Origin of the sequence: Azospirillum tabaci (assembly GCF_014596085.1) — a bacterium.
Classification (GTDB): Bacteria; Pseudomonadota; Alphaproteobacteria; order Azospirillales; family Azospirillaceae; genus Azospirillum; species Azospirillum tabaci.
This window is the reverse complement of the sequence record NZ_JACCJY010000019.1, coordinates 52865-73363: the sequence shown is the minus strand read 5'-3', so window position 1 is coordinate 73363 and position 20499 is coordinate 52865. Positions and strand designations below refer to the sequence as shown.

The window sequence follows — 20499 nt, the reverse complement described above, 5'->3', positions numbered from 1 at the left end:
GGCGCTGGCGAAGCCCTGCCCGCTTGCGCTAGGGTGCGCGGACCATCACCAGGAAACCCTGACATGAACGGACCGCGGCGAATCGGCCAGACCGTCCCCGAGGTGGCCGGCAAGGCGCTGGGCAAGCGCGGGCTGGCCTTCGGCTCGCTCATCAACGACTGGCCGTCCATCGTCGGCCACCAGCTGAGCCTGCGCACCGCCCCCGACAAGCTGAGCTTTCCCCGCGGCAAGCGGGAGGACGCCGTCCTGCACATCCGCGCCATGGGCGCCATCGCGCTGGAGCTTCAGCATCTGGAACCGCAGATCGTGGAGCGGATCAACAGCTTCTTCGGCTACCGCGCGGTGGCGAAGATCAAGCTGATCCACGCCGCCCCGCTGACCATACAGAAGCCGACGGTGCGCCCGCGCGACCTGACCATGGACGAGGAGCTGTCGGTGATGACCACCACCGCCACGGTGGAGGATGAGGAATTGCGGGCCACGCTGGAGCGCTTCGGGCGGTCGCTGCTGGCCCGCCCGCGTCCGGCGCCGCGCCGCCGCTGAAGATCGAGCGATGCATCGTGCGATCCCCTTGGGAGGCAGGAGCCGGCTCGGGCTGGGCCATACTCTTGCCGCAAAAGGGGAGTTTCGATTATACCATCAACATCTGGTAGGGATGAGGCCAAAGTGAACCGCAACCTTTTGGGCATCACCGCCCTGATCGCGGTCGGCATGACGCTGATCATCGGGCTCGCCGTCGTCGGCTCCCGGCCGTCGAACGGGCAGACTCTGCCGGTGCAGCCGCCCGTGCAGACGGCGCAGGCCCCGGCGCCCTCGACGGCCGATCTGCTGGCCGACCGGGTGCTCGGCAACCCCAACGCGCCGGTGACGATCCTCGACTATTCGTCGATGACCTGCCCGCACTGCGCCGCCTTCCACACCGAGACGCTGCCGAAGATCAAGGAAGCCTACATCGATACCGGCAAGGCGAAGCTGATCTTCCGCGACTTCCCCTTCGATCAGGCGGCGCTGCGCGCTTCCATGCTGGCCCGCTGCGCCCCGGCGGAGCGCTACTACCCGCTGCTCGACGTCCTGTTCAAAAGCCAGGGCCAATGGAGCCGCGCCGCCGACCCGGCCAAGGCGCTGGCCCAGTACGGCAAGCTCGCCGGCATGAGCGAGCAGGTCATCAACGCCTGCATGGCCAACCAGGCGCTGGCCGACGGCATCCTGCAGAGCCGTCTGGTCGGCCAGGACAAGTACAAGGTGGAGGCCACCCCGACCTTCGTCCTCAACGAGGGCGCGGCCACCATCAGCGGCGCGCAGTCCTTCGAGACCTTCGCCGCCGCCATCGACAAGCTGGTGAAGTAAGGCCGCGCAGAAGGCTTCGATCCCGTGCACTTCACGCGCCTCCGCCTGTCCGGCTTCAAGTCGTTCGTCGACGCCACCGATCTGGTGATCGAGCCGGGCATGACCGGCATCGTCGGACCCAACGGCTGCGGCAAGTCGAATCTGGTGGAGGCGCTCCGCTGGGTGATGGGGGAAACCTCCGCCAAGCGGATGCGCGGCGACGACATGGACGACGTCATCTTCGGCGGCACGGCCAATCGTCCGGCCCGCAATCTGGGCGAGGTCGCCCTCCTCATCGACAACCGCACGCGCACCGCCCCCGCCGGCTTCAACGAGCATGACGAGCTGGAGGTGACGCGGCGGATCGAGCGCGGCAACGGCTCCGACTACCGCATCAACGGCAAGCTGGTGCGCGCCCGCGATGTCCAGCTCCTCTTCGCCGACAATGCTTCGGGCGCCGGGTCCCCGGCGCTGGTCAGCCAGGGCAAGGTCGGCCAGATCATCAACGCCAAGCCGCAGGACCGCCGCATGCTGCTGGAGGAGGCGGCGGGCATCACCGGCCTGCACTCCCGCCGGCACGAGGCGGAGCTGCGGCTGAAGGCGGCCGAAAGCAACCTCATGCGCCTCGACGACGTGATCGGGGCCATGGACACCCAGCTTCAGAGCCTGAAGAAGCAGGCGCGGCAGGCCGCCCGCTACCGCAACCTCTCCGAACAGATCCGCAAGGCGGAAGCGGTGCTCTGGCATCTGCGCTGGATCGCCCATGAAGGCGAACTGGCGCGCGCCCGCGGCGCCTTCGCCAAGGCCGAGGGCGCGGTGCGGGAGCTGATGCTGGCGGTCACCCAGCTGACCACCCGCCGCACCGACGATGCCGCCGGGCTGCCGGAAAAGCGCCAGGCCGAAGCGGCGGCCGCCGCCGCCCTGCAAAGGCTGGTCATCGCCAAGGAACAGCTCGACGCCGAGGAGAAACGGGTCGCCGAGCAGCAGCGCGCCCTGCTCTCCCGCCTGCAGCAGATCGCCGGGGACCTCGGCCGCGAGGAAGCTCTGGCCGCCGACGCCGGGGACGCCCTGGCCCGGCTGGAGGCCGAGCGCGACCGGCTGCTGGAAGCCCAGGCCGACGAGGAGATGCTGGAGGAGGCCGCGCGCGAGGCGCTGGCCGACGCGCGGGAGGCGGTGGACGCGCTCGACCGCGAGCTGACCCGCCTGACCGAGCAGACCGCCGCCGACGAGGCACGCCGCGCCGCCACCCAGCGGCAGGTCGCTGATTTTGAAACGCGGGCCTCCGGGCTCGCCAAGCGCCTCGCCGAGCAGCAGGCGCAACGCGACGCGCTGGAGCGCGAGATCGCCGCCCGCGCCGACGTGGCCGAGTCCGAACTGGCCGTCGAGCTGGCCGAACAGCGGCTGGAGGACGCCCGCGAGACCGCCGAGCAGGCCGAACGCGCCAAGTCCGACGCCGAACCCGCCCAAGCCCGCGCCCGCGAGGCCCTGCAGGCCGCCGAATCCGCACGCGCCAAGCTGAAGGCGGAGGAGAAGGCGCTGGCCGAGCTTCTCTCCGCCGGGGCCGGGGACCTGTTCCCGCCACTGGTCGACGCTGTGACCGTCGCACCCGGCTATGAGGGCGCCCTGGCGGCGGCGCTGGGCGACGCGCTGACCGCCCCGCTGGACGAGGCCGCCCCGGTCCACTGGCGTCCCCTGCCGCCCTACACCGACGCCGCCCCCCTGCCCGCAGGGGCCGAGCCGCTGGCCGCCCGCGTCCAGGGACCGGACGCCGCCGCCCGCGCCCTGTCGCACATCGGCGTGGTGGGCGACGACGCGGCGGGCGCCACTCTGGCCTCCGGTCTCGCGCCCGGCCAGATCCTGGTCAGCCGCGACGGCGGGGCGTGGCGCTGGGACGGGCTGACCGTGCAGGCCGGTGCGCCGACGGCCGCCGCCGTCCGCCTGAAGCAGCGCAACCGCCTGAACGAGCTGCGCGGCGAGCTGGACCTCGCCGACGAGCGGCTGGAGGTTGCCCGCGACGCTCTGGACGAGGCCAAGCGCGCCGTCGAGGAGGCCGCCCAGGCCGACCGCCGCGCCCGCGACGCGGTGCGCGAGGCCTTCGCCGGGGTGACCGCCGCCCGCGACCGCCACGCCAAGCTGGCCCGCGAGGCCGACGCCGCCGCGTCGAAGCTGGCGGCGGTGGTCGATGGCATCGCGCGGCTGGAGACCGACCGGCAGGAGGCCGAGGCCGCTCTGGAAGAGGCGCGGGAGCTGCTGGACGCCCTGCCCGACCCGCGCGAGGGCCGCGACGCCGTCAACGACCGCCGAGCCACCTTGGCCGAGCACCGCGCCGTCCTGTCCGAGAAGCAGAACGCGCTGGACCGCCTGACCCGCGAGGCGCAGTCCCGCCGCCAGCGCTTGTCCGCCATCCAGCAGGACGTCGCCTCCTGGGGCACCCGCTCCGCCGGAGCGGGCGGGCGCGTGGCCGAGTTGAAGCAGCGTGCCGCCGCCGCCGAAACGGATCTCGCGCAGTTGCAAAGCCGCCCGGCGGCGATCGAGGCCGACCGCCAAGCCCTGCTCGGCCGGATCAGCGAGGCGGAACGCGCCCGCAAGCGCGCCGCCGACGCTCTGGCCGACGCCGAGAACCGGTTGGCCGAAACCGAGAAGCTGCTGAAGCAGGCCGAATCCGGGCTGGCCGACGCCCGCGAGGCCCGCGCCCACGCCGAGGCCGCCGTCTCCGCCGCGCTTCAGAACGGCCAGACCCTGACCGAGCGGATCGCCGAGCGGCTGAACTGCCGCCCCGAGCAGACCCGCGCCGCCGCCGACCTTTCCCCCGACGAGCCGATGCCCGACGTGGCCATCGTGGAATCGCGCCTCGACAAGCTGACCCGCGAGCGGGAGAACATGGGGCCGGTGAACCTGCGCGCCGAGATCGAGGCCGCCGAGCTGGAAACGCAGATCGGCACCCTGCAAACCGAGCGCGAGGATCTGGTCAGCGCCATCGCCCGCCTGCGCCAGGGCATCGCCAGCCTGAACCGCGAGGCGCGGGAGCGTCTGGTCGCTTCCTTCGACACGGTGAACCGCAATTTCCAGGAGCTGTTCATCCGCCTGTTCGGCGGCGGCAAAGCGCATCTGGAGTTGGTCAACGCCGAAGACCCGCTGCAGGCCGGATTGGAGATCTACGCCAGCCCGCCGGGCAAGAAGCTTCAGGTCCTGTCGCTGCTGTCGGGCGGCGAGCAGGCGCTGACGGCGCTGTCGCTGCTGTTCGCCGTCTTCCGCTCCAACCCCGCCCCGATCTGCGTTCTGGACGAGGTGGACGCGCCGCTGGACGAGGCCAATGTCGGCCGCTTCTGCGATCTGGTCGAGGACATTGCGCGGGAGGGCAACACCCGCTTCCTCATCATCACCCACCACCGCCTCACCATGGCCCGCGTGGACCGGCTCTTCGGCGTGACGATGGTGGAACGGGGCGTGTCGCAGCTCGTCAGCGTGGATTTGCAGAAGGCCGAGGAACTGCGCGGCGCGGCGTGACCGGCTGCAATTCCTATTCGCAGGCTTTCACGGCTTCATTCCGCACTCCCGGACGCATAAGATATGGCGGATGAATGACCGGCCGGGCGCCGGAAAGGGAGAGTGGACGTGGAACGGGTGGATTTCCTGATCGTCGGCGGCGGCATGGCCGGCGCCTCGGCGGCTTATGAGCTGGCGGCGCACGGCAGCGTCGCCGTGCTGGAGCGGGAGAGCCAGCCCGGCTACCACTCCACCGGCCGGTCGGCGGCGCTCTACACGCAGACCTACGGGCATCCGGTGGTCCGCGCGCTGACGGTGGCGAGCTGGGATTTCTACACCAACCCGCCGGAGGGCTTTTCGGAGCACCCGCTGCTGACTCCGCGCGGCGTCCTGCTGATCGGGCGCGCGGACCAGACCGCCGCGCTGGACCGCGACTTCGCCGAGGGACGCCGGCTGACCCCGACCGTCGAGCGCCTCGACCGCGCCCAGGCGCTTGCCCGAGCGCCTTTTCTCAAAGCCGATTACGTGGATGGCGCGGTGTGGGAACCGACGGCCATGGACATGGACGTCCACGCCATCCACAGCGGCTATCTGCGCGGGCTGAAGGCGCGCGGCGGACGGCTGGTGACCGACGCCGGGGTGACGGCGCTGGAGCGGCGCGACGGGCTGTGGATCGCCACCACCCCGGCGGGCCTTTTCACCGCGCCGATTCTGGTCAACGCGGCGGGCGCCTGGGCCGACGGTCTGGCGGGGATGGCCGGGGTGCGCCCCGTCGGGCTGGTGCCGAAGCGGCGCACCGCCGTCACGTTCGATCCTGTGTTCGACGATGCGGCGGACACGGCGGGACTCGCCGGCTGGCCGATGATCATCGACGTGGACGAGCAATTCTACATGAAGCCGGAGTCGGGCCGGCTGCTGCTCTCCCCCGCCGACGAGACGCCCGTGGAGCCCTGCGACGTGCAACCGGAGGAGTTGGACATCGCCGTCGCCATCGACCGTATGGAACAGGCGGTGCGGTTTTCCGTTCGACGTATCACGCACAAATGGGCGGGCTTGCGCAGCTTCGTCGCCGACAAGGTGATGGTGGTGGGCTACGACGAGTCCGCGGACGGTTTCTTCTGGCTGGCCGGCCAGGGCGGCTACGGCATCCAGACGGCGCCGGCCATGGGCCGCACCGCGGCGGCGCTGGTTACCGGAAGCGGCCTGCCGGTGGAGGTCGCGGCACTCGGCGTGCGTGAGGAGGATCTGGCGCCGGCCCGGCTGCGGCGCCCCTGACGGGAGAAACGGCGATGCGCGGGACGATGACGGGAAGCGGTTTCGTTGCGGTTCTTCTGGCCGGCGGCTTTCTGGCCGGCTGCGCCAATCCGGCCGCCGATCAGGCGATGGTCGCCCAGAACGCATTGGTCGGCATGCCGAAGCAGACGCTGCTGTCCTGCGCCGGGGTTCCGGAACGGCAGGCTACCGCCGGGGATCTGGAATTCTTCACCTACCGCAGCAACCGGCTGTATTCCTACCCGTCCTGGGGCGGCTATGGCGGCTACTGGGGCTATCCCTATGGCGCCTGGGGCGGCTACGGCTATGACGTGAGAAGCATCGACTGCGATGCGACTTTCACCCTGCGCAATGGCGCGGTGGAACGCATCGTTTATGGCGGTTCGTCCAGCGGCGGAAGCCGACTCGGCCAGTGCTACGTGATCGTACAGAACTGCCTGACGCAAATCCCTTCCCAGTCCCCACAACCATCTATGGCACCAGCGCGTTAAGAGATGCAGTCCATGCGACAACTCGTCGCTGTTGCAAAGCCGCCTCACTATGACGTTTTGGTTGAGGCGGCATAGCAACCCTAGAAAAACTCTGGTAATACATCTCCAGGCTTTAAGCCAAAAAAACGACATCAGCTAATTCTGCCCTGGAGCGAATCCCATGACTTTCCTGAAGCGCGCCGCCGCCGCCCTGCTGGCGACCACGGCTCTTGCCGCCGTTTCCTCCCCGTCGCTGGCCCAGGATTTCAAGGGCAAGTCCGCCGGTGACATCCTCGTGCGCGCGCGCGCCCTGGCCGTGATCCCGCAGGAGTCGGGCGACCTGATTCACCAGGGCACCACCAACATCGGCGAGGCCCGGATCAACAACGACTACATTCCGGAACTCGACTTCTCCTACTTCGTCACGGACAACATCGCTCTCGAGCTGATCGCCGGCACCAGCCGCCACAACGTCAAGGGCTCGATCCTGCCGGGCCTCGGCGGCTCCGTGGACGTTGGCAAGGTGTCGCTGCTGCCGCCGACCCTGACCGCGCAGTATCACTTCTTCCCGAAGGAGCGCGTCAGCCCGTATGTCGGCGCCGGCATCAACTACACCCTGTTCTACCGCGAAGACGCCGCCAACAAGGCGAACGGCATCGGCCTGCGCATCACCGACACCGACTACGAGAACCGCTTCGGCTGGGCTCTGCAGGCTGGTGTGGACGTTGCTCTGACCGGCAACTGGTCGCTGAACCTCGACGTGAAGAAGATCTTCCTGAAGACCGACGTCACGGCGCAGACCAACCTGGGCACCACCGTCCGTTCGGACGTCAAGATCGACCCGTGGCTGGTCGGCCTGGGCATCGGCTACCGCTTCTGATCGACACCTCCGGGGCCTCCCGCGGGAGGCCTCGCGAAACCCTGGCTTCAGGCCGGTTACTCCGAAAGGGGTATCCGGCCTGTTCCTTTTTGCGACTTCCTAGGGAGGCGACGGTGGGGGAGCATTCCCTTTCGTGAATCCGCGCGGGAGGAAGCACAACTATGCACATTGCCGCCGTCTTGAAAAGGAAGGGCACGGAGATCATCACCGCCAGTCCGGACGACCGGATCGACGCGGTCGCCCGCAAACTCGCCCATCACAAAATCGGTGCCGTCCTGGTCATGAGGGACGACGGCCGGCCCGCCGGAATCCTGTCGGAACGCGACATCGTCCGCGCCGTGGCCGCGGATGGGGCCACCGCCCTGGAGCGGCCAGTCGGCGACCTGATGACCCGCGACCTCGTCACCGGGAGCCCGTCCGACACGGTGTCCCAGATCATGGGCGTCATGACGCAACGCCGAATCCGCCATCTGCCGATCCTTGAGGACGGTGAACTCGTCGGGCTGGTCAGCATCGGCGACATCGTCAAGGCGCGGTTGGACGACGCGGAACTGGAGGTCGAGTCCCTGCGCGGCTACGTCGCCGGGATGGGCTGAGGCGCCCCACCGCCGCACAGGCACCATTCCAAAAAACGAAAACGCCCGCGGACGATCCCGCGGGCGTTTTCAAAGATAGAGCAGCCGATCGGTCAGGCAGAGTGCGACTGCGGGAAGGCCATGGCGGCCTGGGTGCGGTTGCGCACACCCAGCGACTTGAAGATCGCCGTCATGTGGATCTTCACCGTGCCTTCCGACAGGCCCAGCTCATGGGCGATCTGCTTGTTGGACTTGCCTTCGCGCAGGCGGTCCAGAACCTCGCGCTGACGCTGGGTCAGCAGATGGTCGAGCTGCGGGTCGCTGGGCGGGATGGCGCCGACGCGCACCTCCGACTCCCCGGATTCGCGCAGCACGGTCGGCGGCACATAGACGCCGCCGGAGAAGATGAGATCCAGCGCGCTCAGCATGATCTTCACGCTGGACGATTTCGGGATGTAGCCTGCGGCGCCATGCTCCAGCGCGTCGCGGACGTCGTGATGCGCTTCGGACGCGGACACGACCACGACCTTGGAGTCGGGCTGCTTTCCCCGCAGGTCTTGGATGCCGGAGAAGCCGGGCCAACCGGGCATGCGCAGATCGGTCAGGACGAGATCGTACGTCTCGCCCTTGCCAGCCTTTTCCAGAAGCTCATCAAAGTTGCTGGCTTCCTCAAAGCTGGCACCCTCCTTCAGCTGCTCCAGCAGCCTGCGCAATCCCTCCCGGAAAAGCACATGGTCGTCTCCGATCAGGATTTTCATCTGGTGGTGCCCCCGTACTCAGTGCTTTCAATGGTCCGAACGTACAGCCCTGACACAAGGCCAGTGTTCCAACCCTCAGTTTCGGAAAAAATGCAGGTCATTTTCAAGCATCATATGACCCAATTCCAAAAGGTGTAGAAAGTCCTTATGCAGGGTAATGTCACATCAGATGTACCACGTTTCGGCGGGGTTGGACAACCCGAATTTAACCTTTGTCACATTGCAGGCTCTGAGCAATGGCGTTGCTGCGCTACAGCAATATCCATTTCGCGTATCGACCTTCCATGACGAAAGTGAACACGATTGTATCAAGCCATAGGCTTGTTCATGAGAAAGACCCGCCGCATTCGTACTTTCTATCTTTCGCATCTCTCGAAACGAAAAAGCCGGAACCGGTGTAGCATACACCGATCCCGGACCAAAGACATAGACCCCGTAAGGCTGATCCTCAGAAGGCGGCCTCCTCCATCTCCATCAGAGGCTTGGACCCGGCCATGATGGTGATGAACAGGGCGTTCGTCTGCGGCAGCAGTTTCGCCGTGTAGAATCGGGCCGTCCTGATCTTGGCCTCAAGGAAGGCGGTGTTGCCTTCTCCTGCCGCCAGTTTCGCCTGGGCGGCCTTGACCATCCTCAGCCACATCCAGCCGAGCGCCACCAGACCGAACAGCCGCAGATAGTCGGTGGCGGCGGCCCCCGCCTCCTCCGGGTCCTTCAGTCCCTTCTGCGCGATGACGGCGGTCGCTTGCTGGAGCTTGGCGAAGGCCTTGGCCAGCGGCAGGACGAACTCGCCCAACTCCTCCTTCTCCATGTCGGCCTCGATCTCGACGCCGACGGGGTGAAAGAAGCGGCGCAGCAGCCGGCCCATGTCCTGGGGCAGCTTGCGCCCCACGAGGTCCAGCGCCTGGATGCCGTTGGTGCCCTCGTAGATCTGGCAGATGCGAGCGTCGCGGACATATTGCTCCACGCCGGTTTCCCAGATGAAGCCGTGGCCGCCATGCACCTGCACGGCGATGTTGGCCGACTCGAAGCCGATGTCGGTGAACAGCGCCTTGACGATCGGCGTCATGAGCTGGACGAATTCGTCCGCCTCCTTGCGCGTCTTTTCGTCCGCGTGCTTCTCCGCAACATCCAGCTTGTAGCCGACCAGGGCGCCGAGCGCCCGGGCGCCCTCGGTGTAGGCGCGGGCGGTCAACAGGTTCCGCCGCACGTCGGGATGCACGATGATCGGATCGGCGGGCTTGTCGGGGTGCGCCGTGCCTTTGAGGGAACGGCCTTGGAGACGCTCCCTGGCGTAGGCCACCGCGTTCTGGTAGCTGACCTCGGCCATCCCCAGTCCCTGGATGCCGACGGCGAGGCGCGCCGCGTTCATCATCACGAACATCGCCCGCATGCCCTTGTGCGGCTCGCCGACCAGCCAGCCGGTGGCGTCCTCGAAGTTCATCACACAGGTCGCCGACGCCTTGATGCCCATCTTGTGCTCGATGGAGCCGCAGGCGACGCCGTTGCGCGGGCCGACGGTGCCGTCCTCGTTGGGCAGGAACTTCGGCACCAGGAACAGGCTGATGCCGCGCGTCCCGGCCGGCGCGTCGGGCAGGCGCGCCAGCACCAGATGCAGGATGTTCTCGGTCAGGTCATGCTCACCGGCGGAGATGAAGATCTTCGTGCCGGTGATCCTGTGGCTGCCGTCCTCCTGCGGGACCGCCTTGGTGCGGATCAGCCCCAGGTCGGTGCCGCAATGCGGCTCGGTCAGGCACATGGTGCCCGCCCAGGTGCCGTCCACGAGCCGCCCGAGGAAGCGCTGCTTCAACGCCTCGGAGCCATAGGTGGAGAGCGCGTTGTAGGCGCCCAGCGACAGTCCGGGATACATGCCGAAGCTGAGGTTGGCGGAGCAGATGAACTCCTCCAGCATGGTGTTGACCAGCTTGGGCAGCCCCTGCCCGCCGTACGCCGGGTCGCAGGACAGCCCCTGCCAGCCCGCCTCGATGTAGGTGCCGTACGCCTCCTTGAAGCCCTTGGGCGTGCGCACCACACCGTTCTCGAAGGTGCAGCCCTCCCCGTCGCCGGACTGGTTCAGCGGGAACAGCACCTCCTCGCACAGCTTGGCGCCTTCCTCCAGGACCTGGGCGATCAGGTCGGGGGTGGCGTCCTCGTAACCCGGCAGTTCGGCCAGCTTGCCCGCGCCGACGATCTCGTCGAGGACAAAGCGGACATCCTCCAGCGGAGCCTTGTAGATCGGCATTGCTCAGTCCTCCCCCAATCAGTTCCGCAGCGGCTTGCCGGTGGTCAGCATGTGCTCCACCCGGTCGATGGTGCCCTCGGTGCGCACCAACTCCATGAAGACCCGGCGCTCCAGCGCCAGCATCTGGTTCTCGGTCACCGGCTGGGTGACGTCGGCCTTGGGCCCGCCGGTCAGGATCTCGGCCAGCTTGCCGCAGACGACCACGTCGTGCGGCGTCGCCTTGCCCTGAAGCGCGAAGCCTTCCAGGAACAGCTCCAGCGCGGCCCGCCCATTGGGGCCGGGCAGCGTGTAGGTGACCTTCTCCGGCGGGGTGTAGTTGGCGGCCAGTTCCAGCGCCTTGGCCTTGGCGTCGGCCAGCAGGCGGTCGCGGTTCATGGTGATGCCGTCGCCGGGACGCAGGTACAGAAGATCCTTGGCCTCCGCCGCCGACTTGGCGACTTTGGCGAGGCTGATGGTCTCGAAAGCCCCGGCGATGGGCGGCATCGGCCCCTTCGGCGTGCGGGGGTTGGCGGCGTGGCGGGCCAGCATCTCCGTGCAGCCGCCCCAGCCGGGAATCAGCCCAACGCCGACCTCGACCAGACCCATGTAGGTCTCGGCGTGGGCCTGCACATGGTCGGAATGCAGCAGGATCTCGCAGCCGCCGCCGAGCGCCATGCCGCTGGGCGCCGACACCACCGGGAAGGGGGCGTATTTCAGGGCGCGGTAGGCACGCTGGCCGCCCTCCACCAGTTCCTCGATCTGCGGCCACAGCCCGACGTTCAGGGCGAACAGGGCGAGGCCCAGGTTGGCGCCGACCGAGAAGTTGTCGGACTCGTTGTGGATGACCAGCGCCTTCCAGTCGCCCTTTCCATCGCCGATCAGCTTCATCGCCTTGCCGTAGGCGGCCATGATGTCGCCGTCCAGCGCGTTCATCTTGCTGGTGAATTCGACACACAACACGCCGTCGCCGATGTCCCACAGGCTGGCCGAGCCGTTCTTCCACACCGGCTTCGACGCCCGCTTGATGTCGGACAGCAGCAGCACGCCGTCGGGCCGCACCACCGTGTCGTAGAGGCCGGCGGTGGTCAGATGCTGGAGCTTGCCGTCCTCCACCCGATAGAAGGGCCGCCCGGCGGCCTGCTCGACCAGCGGCGGGACGGGGATGCCCTCGCTGCGGCAGAGGTCGGCGAACCAGGCGGTGCCCAGCCGGTCGATCAGCTCGAACGGGCCCTGCTTCCAGTTGTAGCCGAGCCGCATGCCCTCATCGACCGCGACGATGCTGTCGGCGATCTCCGGCACCAGCGACGCGGCGTAGGACAGCGTGCGGGCCAGCACCCGGCGGGCGTACTGCCCGGTCTTGTCGGGGAAGTCGGCCAGCGCCCGCAGGTCGCGCCCGGCGGCGGACACGCTCTCCAGCTTCGGCTTGTCGGAGCGGCGGTAGACGCCGGTGGACAGGTCGATGGCTTCCTTGACCTTGGCGCCGCCGTCGCGGTTCAGGCGGTAGAAACCGCCCTTGCCCTTGCGGCCGGTGTAGCCCTCCGCGATCATCCGGGTGATGACGGGATGCTCGCGGAAGGCGGCGCGGTAGGGGTCGTTGTCCGGCAGGGTCGCCAAAAGGCTCTTGGCGATGTGCGGCATCAGGTCGAGCCCGACGAGATCGACCAGACCGAACACGCCGGTCTTCGGGATGCCCATGGGGCGGCCCACGATGGCGTCGGCCTCCTCCACCGTCAGGCCGAGATCGACGGCGGCGTTGATCGCCGTCTGGATCCAGTAGACGCCGATGCGGTTGGCGATGAAGCCCGGCGTGTCCTTGCAGCGGACCACGCCCTTGCCCAGCGCGCGGTCGCAGACGTCGGCGACGGCGGCCAGAGCGTCGGACCGGGTGGCCTCGCCCCCCACGATCTCCAGCAGCCGCATGTAGCGTGGCGGGTTGAAGAAGTGGGTGATGAGGAAGTCGCGCTTGAAGGCGTCCGACTGCCCCTCGACCAGCACGCCCAGCGGGATGGTCGAGGTGTTGGACGACACCACCGAACCTTGCTTGCGCACCGGGTCGATGCGCCGGTAGAGGTCCGCCTTGACCGCCGGGTTCTCGACGATGGCCTCGACGATCCAGTCGACATCGGCCAGCAGGGCAAGGTCGTCCTCCAGATTGCCCGGAGTCACCAGCTTGGCGTTCTTCGGGTGCATGAAGGGTGCGGGGTCGGTCTTCAGAAGCCTCTGGATGGCCCCCTTGGCGATGGCGCTGCGGTCGTCACCCTCCTTGGCGGGGATGTCGAGCAGGACGACGGGGATGCCGGCGTTCGCGAAATGGGCGGCGATGCCGCTGCCCATCACGCCGGAGCCGATCACGGCGGCGCGTTTGATCTGCATGGTTGGTGCCTCCCTGTGCCGCCGCCGTCAGACCGCTTCCAGGACCGTGGCGATGCCCTGGCCGCCGCCGATGCACTGGGTGGCGAGAGCGAACTGCTTGCCTTCGCGCTTCAGCAGGGCCGCGGCCTTGCCGGTGATGCGGGCGCCGGTGGCGCCGAGCGGGTGGCCGAGCGCGATGGCGCCGCCGTCCAGGTTCACCTTGGCCGGGTCGATGTCGAGGTCACGCATGCAGGCGATGGCTTGGGCGGCGAAGGCCTCGTTCAGTTCGATCACGTCGATGTCCCGGATGGACAGGCCGGCGCGCTTCAGCGCCTTCCGCGCCGCCGGGACCGGGCCGAGCCCCATCACTTCCGGCGCGCAGCCGGCCACCGCGACCGAGCGGATGCGGGCGAGGATCGGCAGGCCGTTGGCCTTGGCGTAGGCCTCCGTCGTCACCAGAACCGCCGAGGCGCCGTCCGTCAGGGGGGAGGAGGTGCCGGCGGTGACCGAGCCGTCGGCCAGGAAGGCGGGCTTCAGGCCGCTCAGCGTCTCGCCGCTGGTGCCGGGGCGGATGCAGCCATCGCGCTCCACGAGACCGGCGGCGGTCTGGATGGCGACGATCTCCTCGGCGAGGCGCCCGGCCTGCTGCGCCGCGGCGGCCTTGGTGTGGGACTCGGCGGCCATCGCCTCCTGATCGGCGCGGGAAATCTCGTAACGGCGGGCGACGTTCTCCGCCGTGACGCCCATCGAGCAGTAGGCTTCCGGGTAATGGTCCTTCAGGCCCGGATGAGGCAGCGGGTTGTAACCCATCATCGGGACGCGGCTCATCGACTCGATGCCGCCGCACAGGAAGACCTCGCCCGCCCCCATCTGGATGGCGCCCGCCGCCTGATGGATCGCCTGCATGGAGGAGCCGCAATACCGGTTGATCGTGGTGGCCCCGGCGGTCAGCGGCAGCTTCGCCAGGAAGGACACGGTGCGGGCGATGTTCATGCCCTGCTCGCCCTCGGGGAAGGCGCAGCCGACGACGACGTCCTCGATGTCCTGCGGGTTGACGCCCGTGCGCTCGACCAGCGCCGCGGCGACATGGGCCAGCAGGTCGTCGGGGCGGACCTTCGCCAGCTCGCCCTTGTTGGCGAAAGCGAAGGGGGAGCGGGCGTAGCCGGCGATGACGACCGGATTTGCGGGCGTGGTCAAAGGCGCCGAAGTCATGGTTGCGTGTCCTCCGTGGTCTGCGTCTCCGTGATTCCGTTCTTGCGGAAATGGTCGGAGATCTGGGTGTCGATGATGCGCAGTTCGCACAGCGTCTGCTGGACGTCCTGAAGCTGTCGTTCCAGGTCGGCGATGCGGCGGCGGGCGATGCGCTGCATGAAGCGCATCTGCTCCTTCTGGATCTCGTCCGCGTCGTAGAGGGTGAGGAACTCCTTGATCTCGGCAAGGCTGAAGCCCAGCCGCTTGCCCCGGCAGATCAGCGCGAGGCGCGCGCGGTCGCGGTGGCCGTAGACACGGGCGGTGCCGTCGCGCTCCGGCGCCAGCAATCCTTCGTCCTCGTAATGGCGGATGGTGCGGTGGGTCAGCCCGAACTCGTCGGCCAGTTCCCCAATGGCGAAGGAGCGTCCGGCACCGTCCGTGCCGGGGTCCAGCCCGGCGTCGCCACGCGTGCCCAGCCCCATCAACCGTGCCGGTTGCGACATCCTCCCGCCCTTCCCTTGATCGTCATTGGTTGACGTTTACGTAAAGGTAAGGCACTTGCCACGTGCTGTCAAGCGGGCAGCCCGCTCCCATCCGATGCCCAACCCGGTCCCCATCCGGGGGTGCGGCGCGGGCGCGCTGTGACAGGATGCCACGGGCGGCGAGCCTACCCAGCTATGGCAGGCTCGGGTCATTCAACAAAAAAGCCGCCGGCGAACCCGGGCCAGGAATGGTCGGGCGCAATGACCGGTTACAGGGCAGGACAAACCGGAGTCACGGCAAGCAGGGTTGGGACAGCCGATGTCGTCGCGCGCCATCGTATCGCTGGGCGTCTGGATACTCGCCATGGTGCTGATCGGCACCCTGACGGTCGGGGTCGCGTTGCTGTTCTATGTGGCGCTGACCGCCTTCTTCGCGGTCGTGGTGGCCATCCTGATGCTCGTCACCCGTCAGCGCGACGACGAGCACAAGACGATCGTCTGACACCGGCCGGGGCCGGAATGGCCACTTTTAAAAGAGAAGCCCCCACCGCCCGCGCGCGGCGGGCGATGGGGCCTTTCCGTTCGGGCCGCTTACTCCGGCAGGACGCGCAGGCGCGACGCGGCGGTGCGGGCCGACTGGTGTGGGCGGTAGAGATCCTCCACCACGGCGCCGGGCTGGGCGTAGTCGCCGGGCGTCACCGCGCGAACCAGATAGACCAGCCGGAAACGCGGCACCTGCTTCGTCATGTCCAACGCGGCGACGAAGCGGTCGTCGCGGTAATCGACGGCGCGCGGCGCGGTCAGCTCGCCCAGCCAGGACAGGTCGCCCAGCGGCGCCCCGCCCCCGGCGAAGCGGGCGGCCTCGATCTCGAAGCCGGCGGGCAGCGGATCGGACACCAGAACCTGCCGGTCCACCGGATCGGACGCGCTGCCCTCCAGAATCACCACCAGCCGGTCGTTCGGACGGACGGCGCCCGGATCGGCGGGGCGGCCGGTCATGTCGAACAGGCTGCGGGTGACGGTCATGCCCTGTTCCTCGGCGCCCGGCGCCGCATCGGCGATTCCGGACACCGACAGGACCTGGCGCAGCGGCTCACCCCCGGCGTTGCGGATGGCCGGCGGAGCCGCCGGGTCGATGCGCTGGAACAGCGGCTTGGCCCCCTCGGTGACCTGATCGGCCCCCTGCGCGTCCTTCTGGGCGATCTTCATCGACGGCGCCCGGTCGATCAGCGCCCTGGCCGCCTGGAGCAGCCACGCCTGCTCCTGCACGCCGGTGGTGCGGACGGCGGCGTAGGTCTTGGACAGGCGCTCGGTCGCCTGGGTCAGCCGCTCCCGCTCGACCACGCCGCTCTCGCCCATCAGAGCCACCACGCCGGCCTCGTCGCGCAGGGATGAGCCGTAGTCGCGCAGGCTGGCCGACACGACGCGAGCGCCGGACAGCCGCCCGAAGGCCTCCGCCGCACGGTCCTTGTCGCCCAGCGCGGCGATGGCCGTGGCGACCTGGGCGCGGGCGAAGTCGGTCTGCAGCTTGTCCCAGAAGGTCTCCTGGAAGTAGCGGACCGCACCGGCGTCGATCATCTTGGCGCGCGCCAGCACATAGAGCGCGTAGGCGCGGGCCGGCTGCTCGTCGGCCTCCACCCAGGCGTTGTCGAGCGCGCCGCGCAGCCCGTCCAGCCCCTTGCGATACGGCCCCTCCGGCACGCGGTAGCCGGCGGCCTTGGCGCGGCCCAGGAAGTCCAGCGCGTAGGCGGTCAGCCAGGAATCGGCCTCCCCCTTCGGCGACCAGGCGGCGAAGGCGCCGTCCATCCGCTGGAAGGTCAGCACGCGGTCCACCGACCGCTGCACCCGCGCCTTCAGCCGCTCGTCCGAGGCGACGCCCAGCGCGACCGCCACGTCGCCCAGCGACAGCAGCGGCAGCGCGCGGCTGGCCGTCATCTCAAGACCGCCGGGACCGCCACGCTCCAGCGCGGTCAGCAGGCCGGGCACGTCGAGGTCCGGCAGATTTCCGAGCGACAGGGCAGCCGTCGCGGTTTCCGGCCGCAGGCCGTTCAGCAGGTCGGCGGGAAGCTCGACGCTGCGCTCCGGGGCCAGCATGGAGGCGGTGCGACGGGTGACCAGCGGCGAGGCCGGGCGCACCGGGATTTCCCATTGGCGCGTGATGCGCAGGCCGTCCGGTCCGGTCACGTCCAGCGCGATGTGCCCCGTGCCGACGCCGTTGGCGGTCAGGACCCGCCCGGCGGTGGCCCGCTTGCCCTTGCCCAGCTCGGGCACGGCAATGGTCCCCTCGCTGAGCGACACGGCGCCGCTGGCGATCAGGGAGATGGTGTAGGCGCCCGCCGGTCCCGCGACGTTGTCGAGCGTCACCGGGACCACCGCCCGGTCTCCCGGCGCCAGGAAGCGCGGCAGGCCGAGGTCAGCCAACACCGGGTCGGCGACCAGCATGGAGGATTCGGAGCGGCCCAGCTTGTCCCCGCTCCAGGCCACGGCCATCAGGCGCAGCCGGCCCTGGAAATCGGGAACGTCCAGCGGCACCGCCACCTTGCCCTCCGGCCCCACGGTCAGCACGCCGGAGAACAGGGAGACGACGCGCTCCGACTTCTGCGGAACGGTGACGCCGACCTGACGCAGCCGCGGAGCGGCGCCGGGGCGCGTCCGCGTGGCGTCCAGGACCGCCGGATCGATCAGCCGCCCGAAGGAATCGCGCAGTTCCACGCCCAGGCGCCGCTTGCCCAGATAATGGTCGATCGGATTCGGCGAATGCTGGTCGGTGAGCTGGAGCACGGCGTCGTCCACCGCGGCGACCGTCACATAGGCGGGCTGGCCCTCCGGCGCGCCTTCCACCACCACCTCCGCGGTGACGGAGCGGCGGGGTTCGGTCTGCGCCGGGGCGGCGACGCGCACGTCCAGCGCCCGTTCGTCCCCGTCCACCGCCAGCCAGGACAGCCCGACGGCGCGCCGCGCCACGCCCTTCGACGGGCCGCCCGCCGCGTCCGGAGCGCCGAAGGCGGTCGCCAGCACATAGACGCCGCCGGTCCAGGTCGGATCGACGGGGATTTCCAGGAAAGCGCCCTCCGGCCCGATGCGGCGGGTGGAGGCGTGACGGATCTTGCGGTCGGCGACGGCGATCAGCACCTCGCTGTCGTAGGGCGGCTTGACATAGACCCACGCCGTTTCGCCACCCTTGTAGGCGGGCAGCATGACGGTCACGTCCACCTGATCGGGACGCTCGCCGGCGGTCGGGGTCATCCACCAGCCGGCGGCGAAACGCAGGCTGCTCGCCACGCCGGTCTTGGGATCGAACACCTCCAGCCGGTAGCGGCCGGCGGTCACCGGAGCTTCCACCGAAGCCGGCTTGGCCGCCTGGGCGGCGAGCGTGCCGCCGGTCACCCGCTGGTCGCGCACCGTGACCTTGTAGTCCCAGCGCCCGTTGGCCTCGAACCAGGCGTAGTCGTACTCCTCCTCGAACAGCTCGTAGGAGAGGTCCTCCTTGTCCATCGGCTGGCCGTCCGGCCCGACCGCCACCACGTCGAATCCGGCGGTGGCGCCTTCCGGCACCCCGTCCCCCTCGAAGCGCGGGCGGATGCCGACGGCGTAGGGCTGGTGGCGCACCGGCAGGACCAGATCGCGGCTGACCGAGCGTCCCCCGATGTCGAGCAGGGTGGCGCGGACCACCGCCTCCAGCGGCTTGGTGCTCTCCGGCGCCTTGGGCAGGGCGAGGTCGGCCTTGGCCTGCCCGTTGCGGTTGGTGGTGAAGCCCGGCAGGTCCGTCCGCAGCGGCTTCACCTCCTCCTGGGCGAGGCCGAAGCGGTAGCTGGGCAGGTTTGGATAGGGGTTCGCCGCGCCGCGCAGCGTCACCGCCAGCTCGCCCGGCAGGCCCGCCGCCGGGGCGCCATAGAGGAAATGCCCGTCGATGGTCAGGGTCGTCTTGCCGTCCGCCGGAAGCTCCGCCGCCTCGGCGGCGAGGGCGACCTCGAGCCGCGGCGGCACGAAGTCCTCGACCAGGAACTCGGCGCGGCCCAGCACCGGCCCCATCGTGTTCGGCCCCGTCGTGCTTGATTGCGCGCCGGCCTCCGGCTCGCCGTGGGCGGTGACGGCCCAGGTGCCGGTCATGGCGTTGGCCGGGATTTCGACGCGGGCGGCGAAGCTGCCGCCGCCGGATTCGGAGAGCGGACGGCGGTCCACCTCGAAGCCGTCCGGACGCTGGATCTTCAGCGTGACGGGACGGCCGGTGACCGGCTTGGCGTCGGCGTCGCGCAGCAGCATCGCCAGATGCACCGTCTCGCCCGGGCGGTAGATGCCGCGCTCGGTGTAGAGGAAGGCGTCGGGCTGGCCGGGGACCGGACGCGCCGGGACCACCGCCGCGACACCGCCCGGCGCCGCGTTCGGCGCCCCGCCCGGCGGCGGCGCGCTGGCCAGCGTCGGCGTCACGAGGTCGAGGAAGCCGAAATCCCCCGCCCCGCGGTAGGCGAACAGCGCCTGCACCGGCTCCCGCCCGGCGGCGCGCAGGGCGGCGAGGTCGAATCGCGCCAGCCCGTCCGCGCCGGTCAACGCCTTGCCAAGCTCCTCGTTGTTGCGGGCGAGCAGGCGCAGCTCGACGCCGGCCTCCGGGGTCGCGCCCTTCACGGAGCGGGCGAAGACGACCAGGGCGTCCTCCCCGGTGATGGCGTTCAGGCCGAGGTCGGAGACGACGAACCACTGGGTCGCCTTGTGGTCCCAGCCGCCGGGCTTGATGTCCTCGGTGCTGGCCACGGCGATGTAGACGCCGGGCTCCAGCCGGCCCAAGACGGCGTCGATGGGAAAGGGCGTCACCACCGCCTGGTTGCGGCTGTTGCTGATCGCCATCTCCCCGCGCCACACCTCCTGGCCGGAGCGGTCGAGGATCTCCCCCACCTCATGGTCGGACATCTGCTGGCCGATGCGGCCGAAATAGATCTTCTCGACCAGGCTGCGGTCGTTGATCCGCAGCACCTGGAGCTTCGCCCGGTCGAGGTTGATGGAGCGCAGCGGCAGCCCGTCCGCGCCGATGCGCGGCAGGATGTAGCCCGCCCCGCGGAAGGCCAGCGCCGGCTTGCGGTTTGGCACCTCGACGTCGCGCGCGTCGGGGTTGGGCAGGCGCTTCCCGTCGCTGCCCGGCAGCCCGTCGCGCAAGGTGATGCGATAGCTCTGCCCGTGCTTCAACCCCTCGACGCAGAGCGTGCGGTCGCGGGCGACGGCGGTCCCGTCGAAGGCCGCCCCACCGGTTGCCCCATCGCCCGTCGGCGTCACCTCCACGTAATCGCGGTAGTTCACCGCGCGCGACTTCTCCAGCCGGTCGGTGAAGGTGAAGCAGGCCTGCGGCACGTCGCGCTCCGCCACCACCTCGGCGGAGGAGACGCCGAAGGGCACCGGCTCGGGCGGCGCGTCGGCGGCGATGACGGGGGTTGAGGACGCGACGAGGACGGCACAGACACGCGCCACTGCACGCAACATTCGATCTTCCCTGGACCAGC

14 protein-coding genes are annotated in these 20499 nt (G+C 69.4%); 8 read left to right on the top strand and 6 right to left on the bottom strand.

Annotation, left to right across the window (positions count from 1 at the left end):
• The first annotated feature begins 63 nt into the window (after nt 1-63).
• The 7 genes from H0B54_RS17665 to H0B54_RS17635 all read left to right on the top strand — a co-directional run bounded on the left by H0B54_RS17665 (nt 64) and on the right by H0B54_RS17635 (nt 8030).
• Nucleotides 64-543 carry a DUF721 domain-containing protein gene (locus H0B54_RS17665; RefSeq protein WP_014198352.1) on the top strand — a complete coding sequence of 160 codons (480 nt, stop codon included), beginning with the start codon at nt 64-66 and terminating at the stop codon, nt 541-543.
• Nucleotides 544-666: 123 nt separating this feature from the next.
• Nucleotides 667-1347, top strand: a complete 681-nt coding sequence (locus H0B54_RS17660; RefSeq protein WP_343068966.1) for a DsbA family protein — start codon at nt 667-669, stop codon at nt 1345-1347.
• Between the two features lie 24 nt (nt 1348-1371).
• Nucleotides 1372-4833 carry an AAA family ATPase gene (locus H0B54_RS17655; RefSeq protein ID WP_188261407.1) on the top strand — a complete coding sequence of 1154 codons (3462 nt, stop codon included), beginning with the start codon at nt 1372-1374 and terminating at the stop codon, nt 4831-4833.
• A gap of 108 nt (nt 4834-4941) precedes the next feature.
• A complete protein-coding gene (locus tag H0B54_RS17650) occupies nt 4942-6087 on the top strand; it encodes an FAD-dependent oxidoreductase (protein ID WP_188261406.1) in 1146 nt (381 codons plus the stop codon).
• A gap of 26 nt (nt 6088-6113) precedes the next feature.
• Nucleotides 6114-6575 (top strand): hypothetical protein, encoded by a 462-nt coding sequence (locus H0B54_RS17645; protein WP_246472582.1) that lies wholly within the window; start codon nt 6114-6116, stop codon nt 6573-6575.
• 160 nt (nt 6576-6735) lie between these two features.
• Nucleotides 6736-7434 carry an OmpW/AlkL family protein gene (locus H0B54_RS17640; protein WP_094304845.1) on the top strand — a complete coding sequence of 233 codons (699 nt, stop codon included), beginning with the start codon at nt 6736-6738 and terminating at the stop codon, nt 7432-7434.
• A gap of 161 nt (nt 7435-7595) precedes the next feature.
• Nucleotides 7596-8030: a CBS domain-containing protein gene (locus H0B54_RS17635; RefSeq protein WP_188261404.1), complete on the top strand. Its 435-nt coding sequence runs from the start codon at nt 7596-7598 to the stop codon at nt 8028-8030.
• A 92-nt stretch (nt 8031-8122) separates the two neighbouring features.
• On the opposite strand, the gene H0B54_RS17630 is transcribed toward H0B54_RS17635, so the two are convergent.
• The 5 genes from H0B54_RS17630 to H0B54_RS17610 form a co-directional block, all read right to left on the bottom strand.
• Nucleotides 8123-8767: a response regulator gene (locus H0B54_RS17630; RefSeq protein ID WP_094304847.1), complete on the bottom strand. Its 645-nt coding sequence runs from the start codon at nt 8765-8767 to the stop codon at nt 8123-8125.
• A 448-nt stretch (nt 8768-9215) separates the two neighbouring features.
• The gene (locus H0B54_RS17625; RefSeq protein ID WP_188261403.1) at nt 9216-11006 is read right to left on the bottom strand and encodes an acyl-CoA dehydrogenase C-terminal domain-containing protein; all 1791 of its coding nucleotides are present in this window, start codon (nt 11004-11006) and stop codon (nt 9216-9218) included.
• 18 nt (nt 11007-11024) lie between these two features.
• On the bottom strand, nt 11025-13358 hold the full coding sequence (locus H0B54_RS17620) for a 3-hydroxyacyl-CoA dehydrogenase/enoyl-CoA hydratase family protein (RefSeq protein WP_188261402.1): 2334 nt from the start codon (nt 13356-13358) through the stop codon (nt 11025-11027).
• A gap of 27 nt (nt 13359-13385) precedes the next feature.
• Entirely contained in the window at nt 13386-14549 is a 1164-nt protein-coding gene (locus H0B54_RS17615; RefSeq protein WP_188261401.1) for a thiolase family protein, read from the bottom strand.
• Entirely contained in the window at nt 14546-15031 is a 486-nt protein-coding gene (locus H0B54_RS17610) for a MerR family transcriptional regulator (RefSeq protein ID WP_246472581.1), read from the bottom strand. The genes H0B54_RS17615 and H0B54_RS17610 overlap by 4 nt, the downstream gene beginning before the upstream one ends.
• A 298-nt stretch (nt 15032-15329) precedes the next feature.
• On the opposite strand from H0B54_RS17610, the gene H0B54_RS17605 reads away from it, so the two are divergent.
• Nucleotides 15330-15512 carry a hypothetical protein gene (locus H0B54_RS17605; RefSeq protein ID WP_188261400.1) on the top strand — a complete coding sequence of 61 codons (183 nt, stop codon included), beginning with the start codon at nt 15330-15332 and terminating at the stop codon, nt 15510-15512.
• An 89-nt stretch (nt 15513-15601) separates the two neighbouring features.
• Here H0B54_RS17605 and H0B54_RS17600 read toward each other — a convergent pair whose 3' ends face one another.
• Nucleotides 15602-20479, bottom strand: a complete 4878-nt coding sequence (locus H0B54_RS17600) for an alpha-2-macroglobulin family protein (protein ID WP_188261399.1) — start codon at nt 20477-20479, stop codon at nt 15602-15604.
• Between the last annotated feature and the right edge of the window lie 20 nt (nt 20480-20499).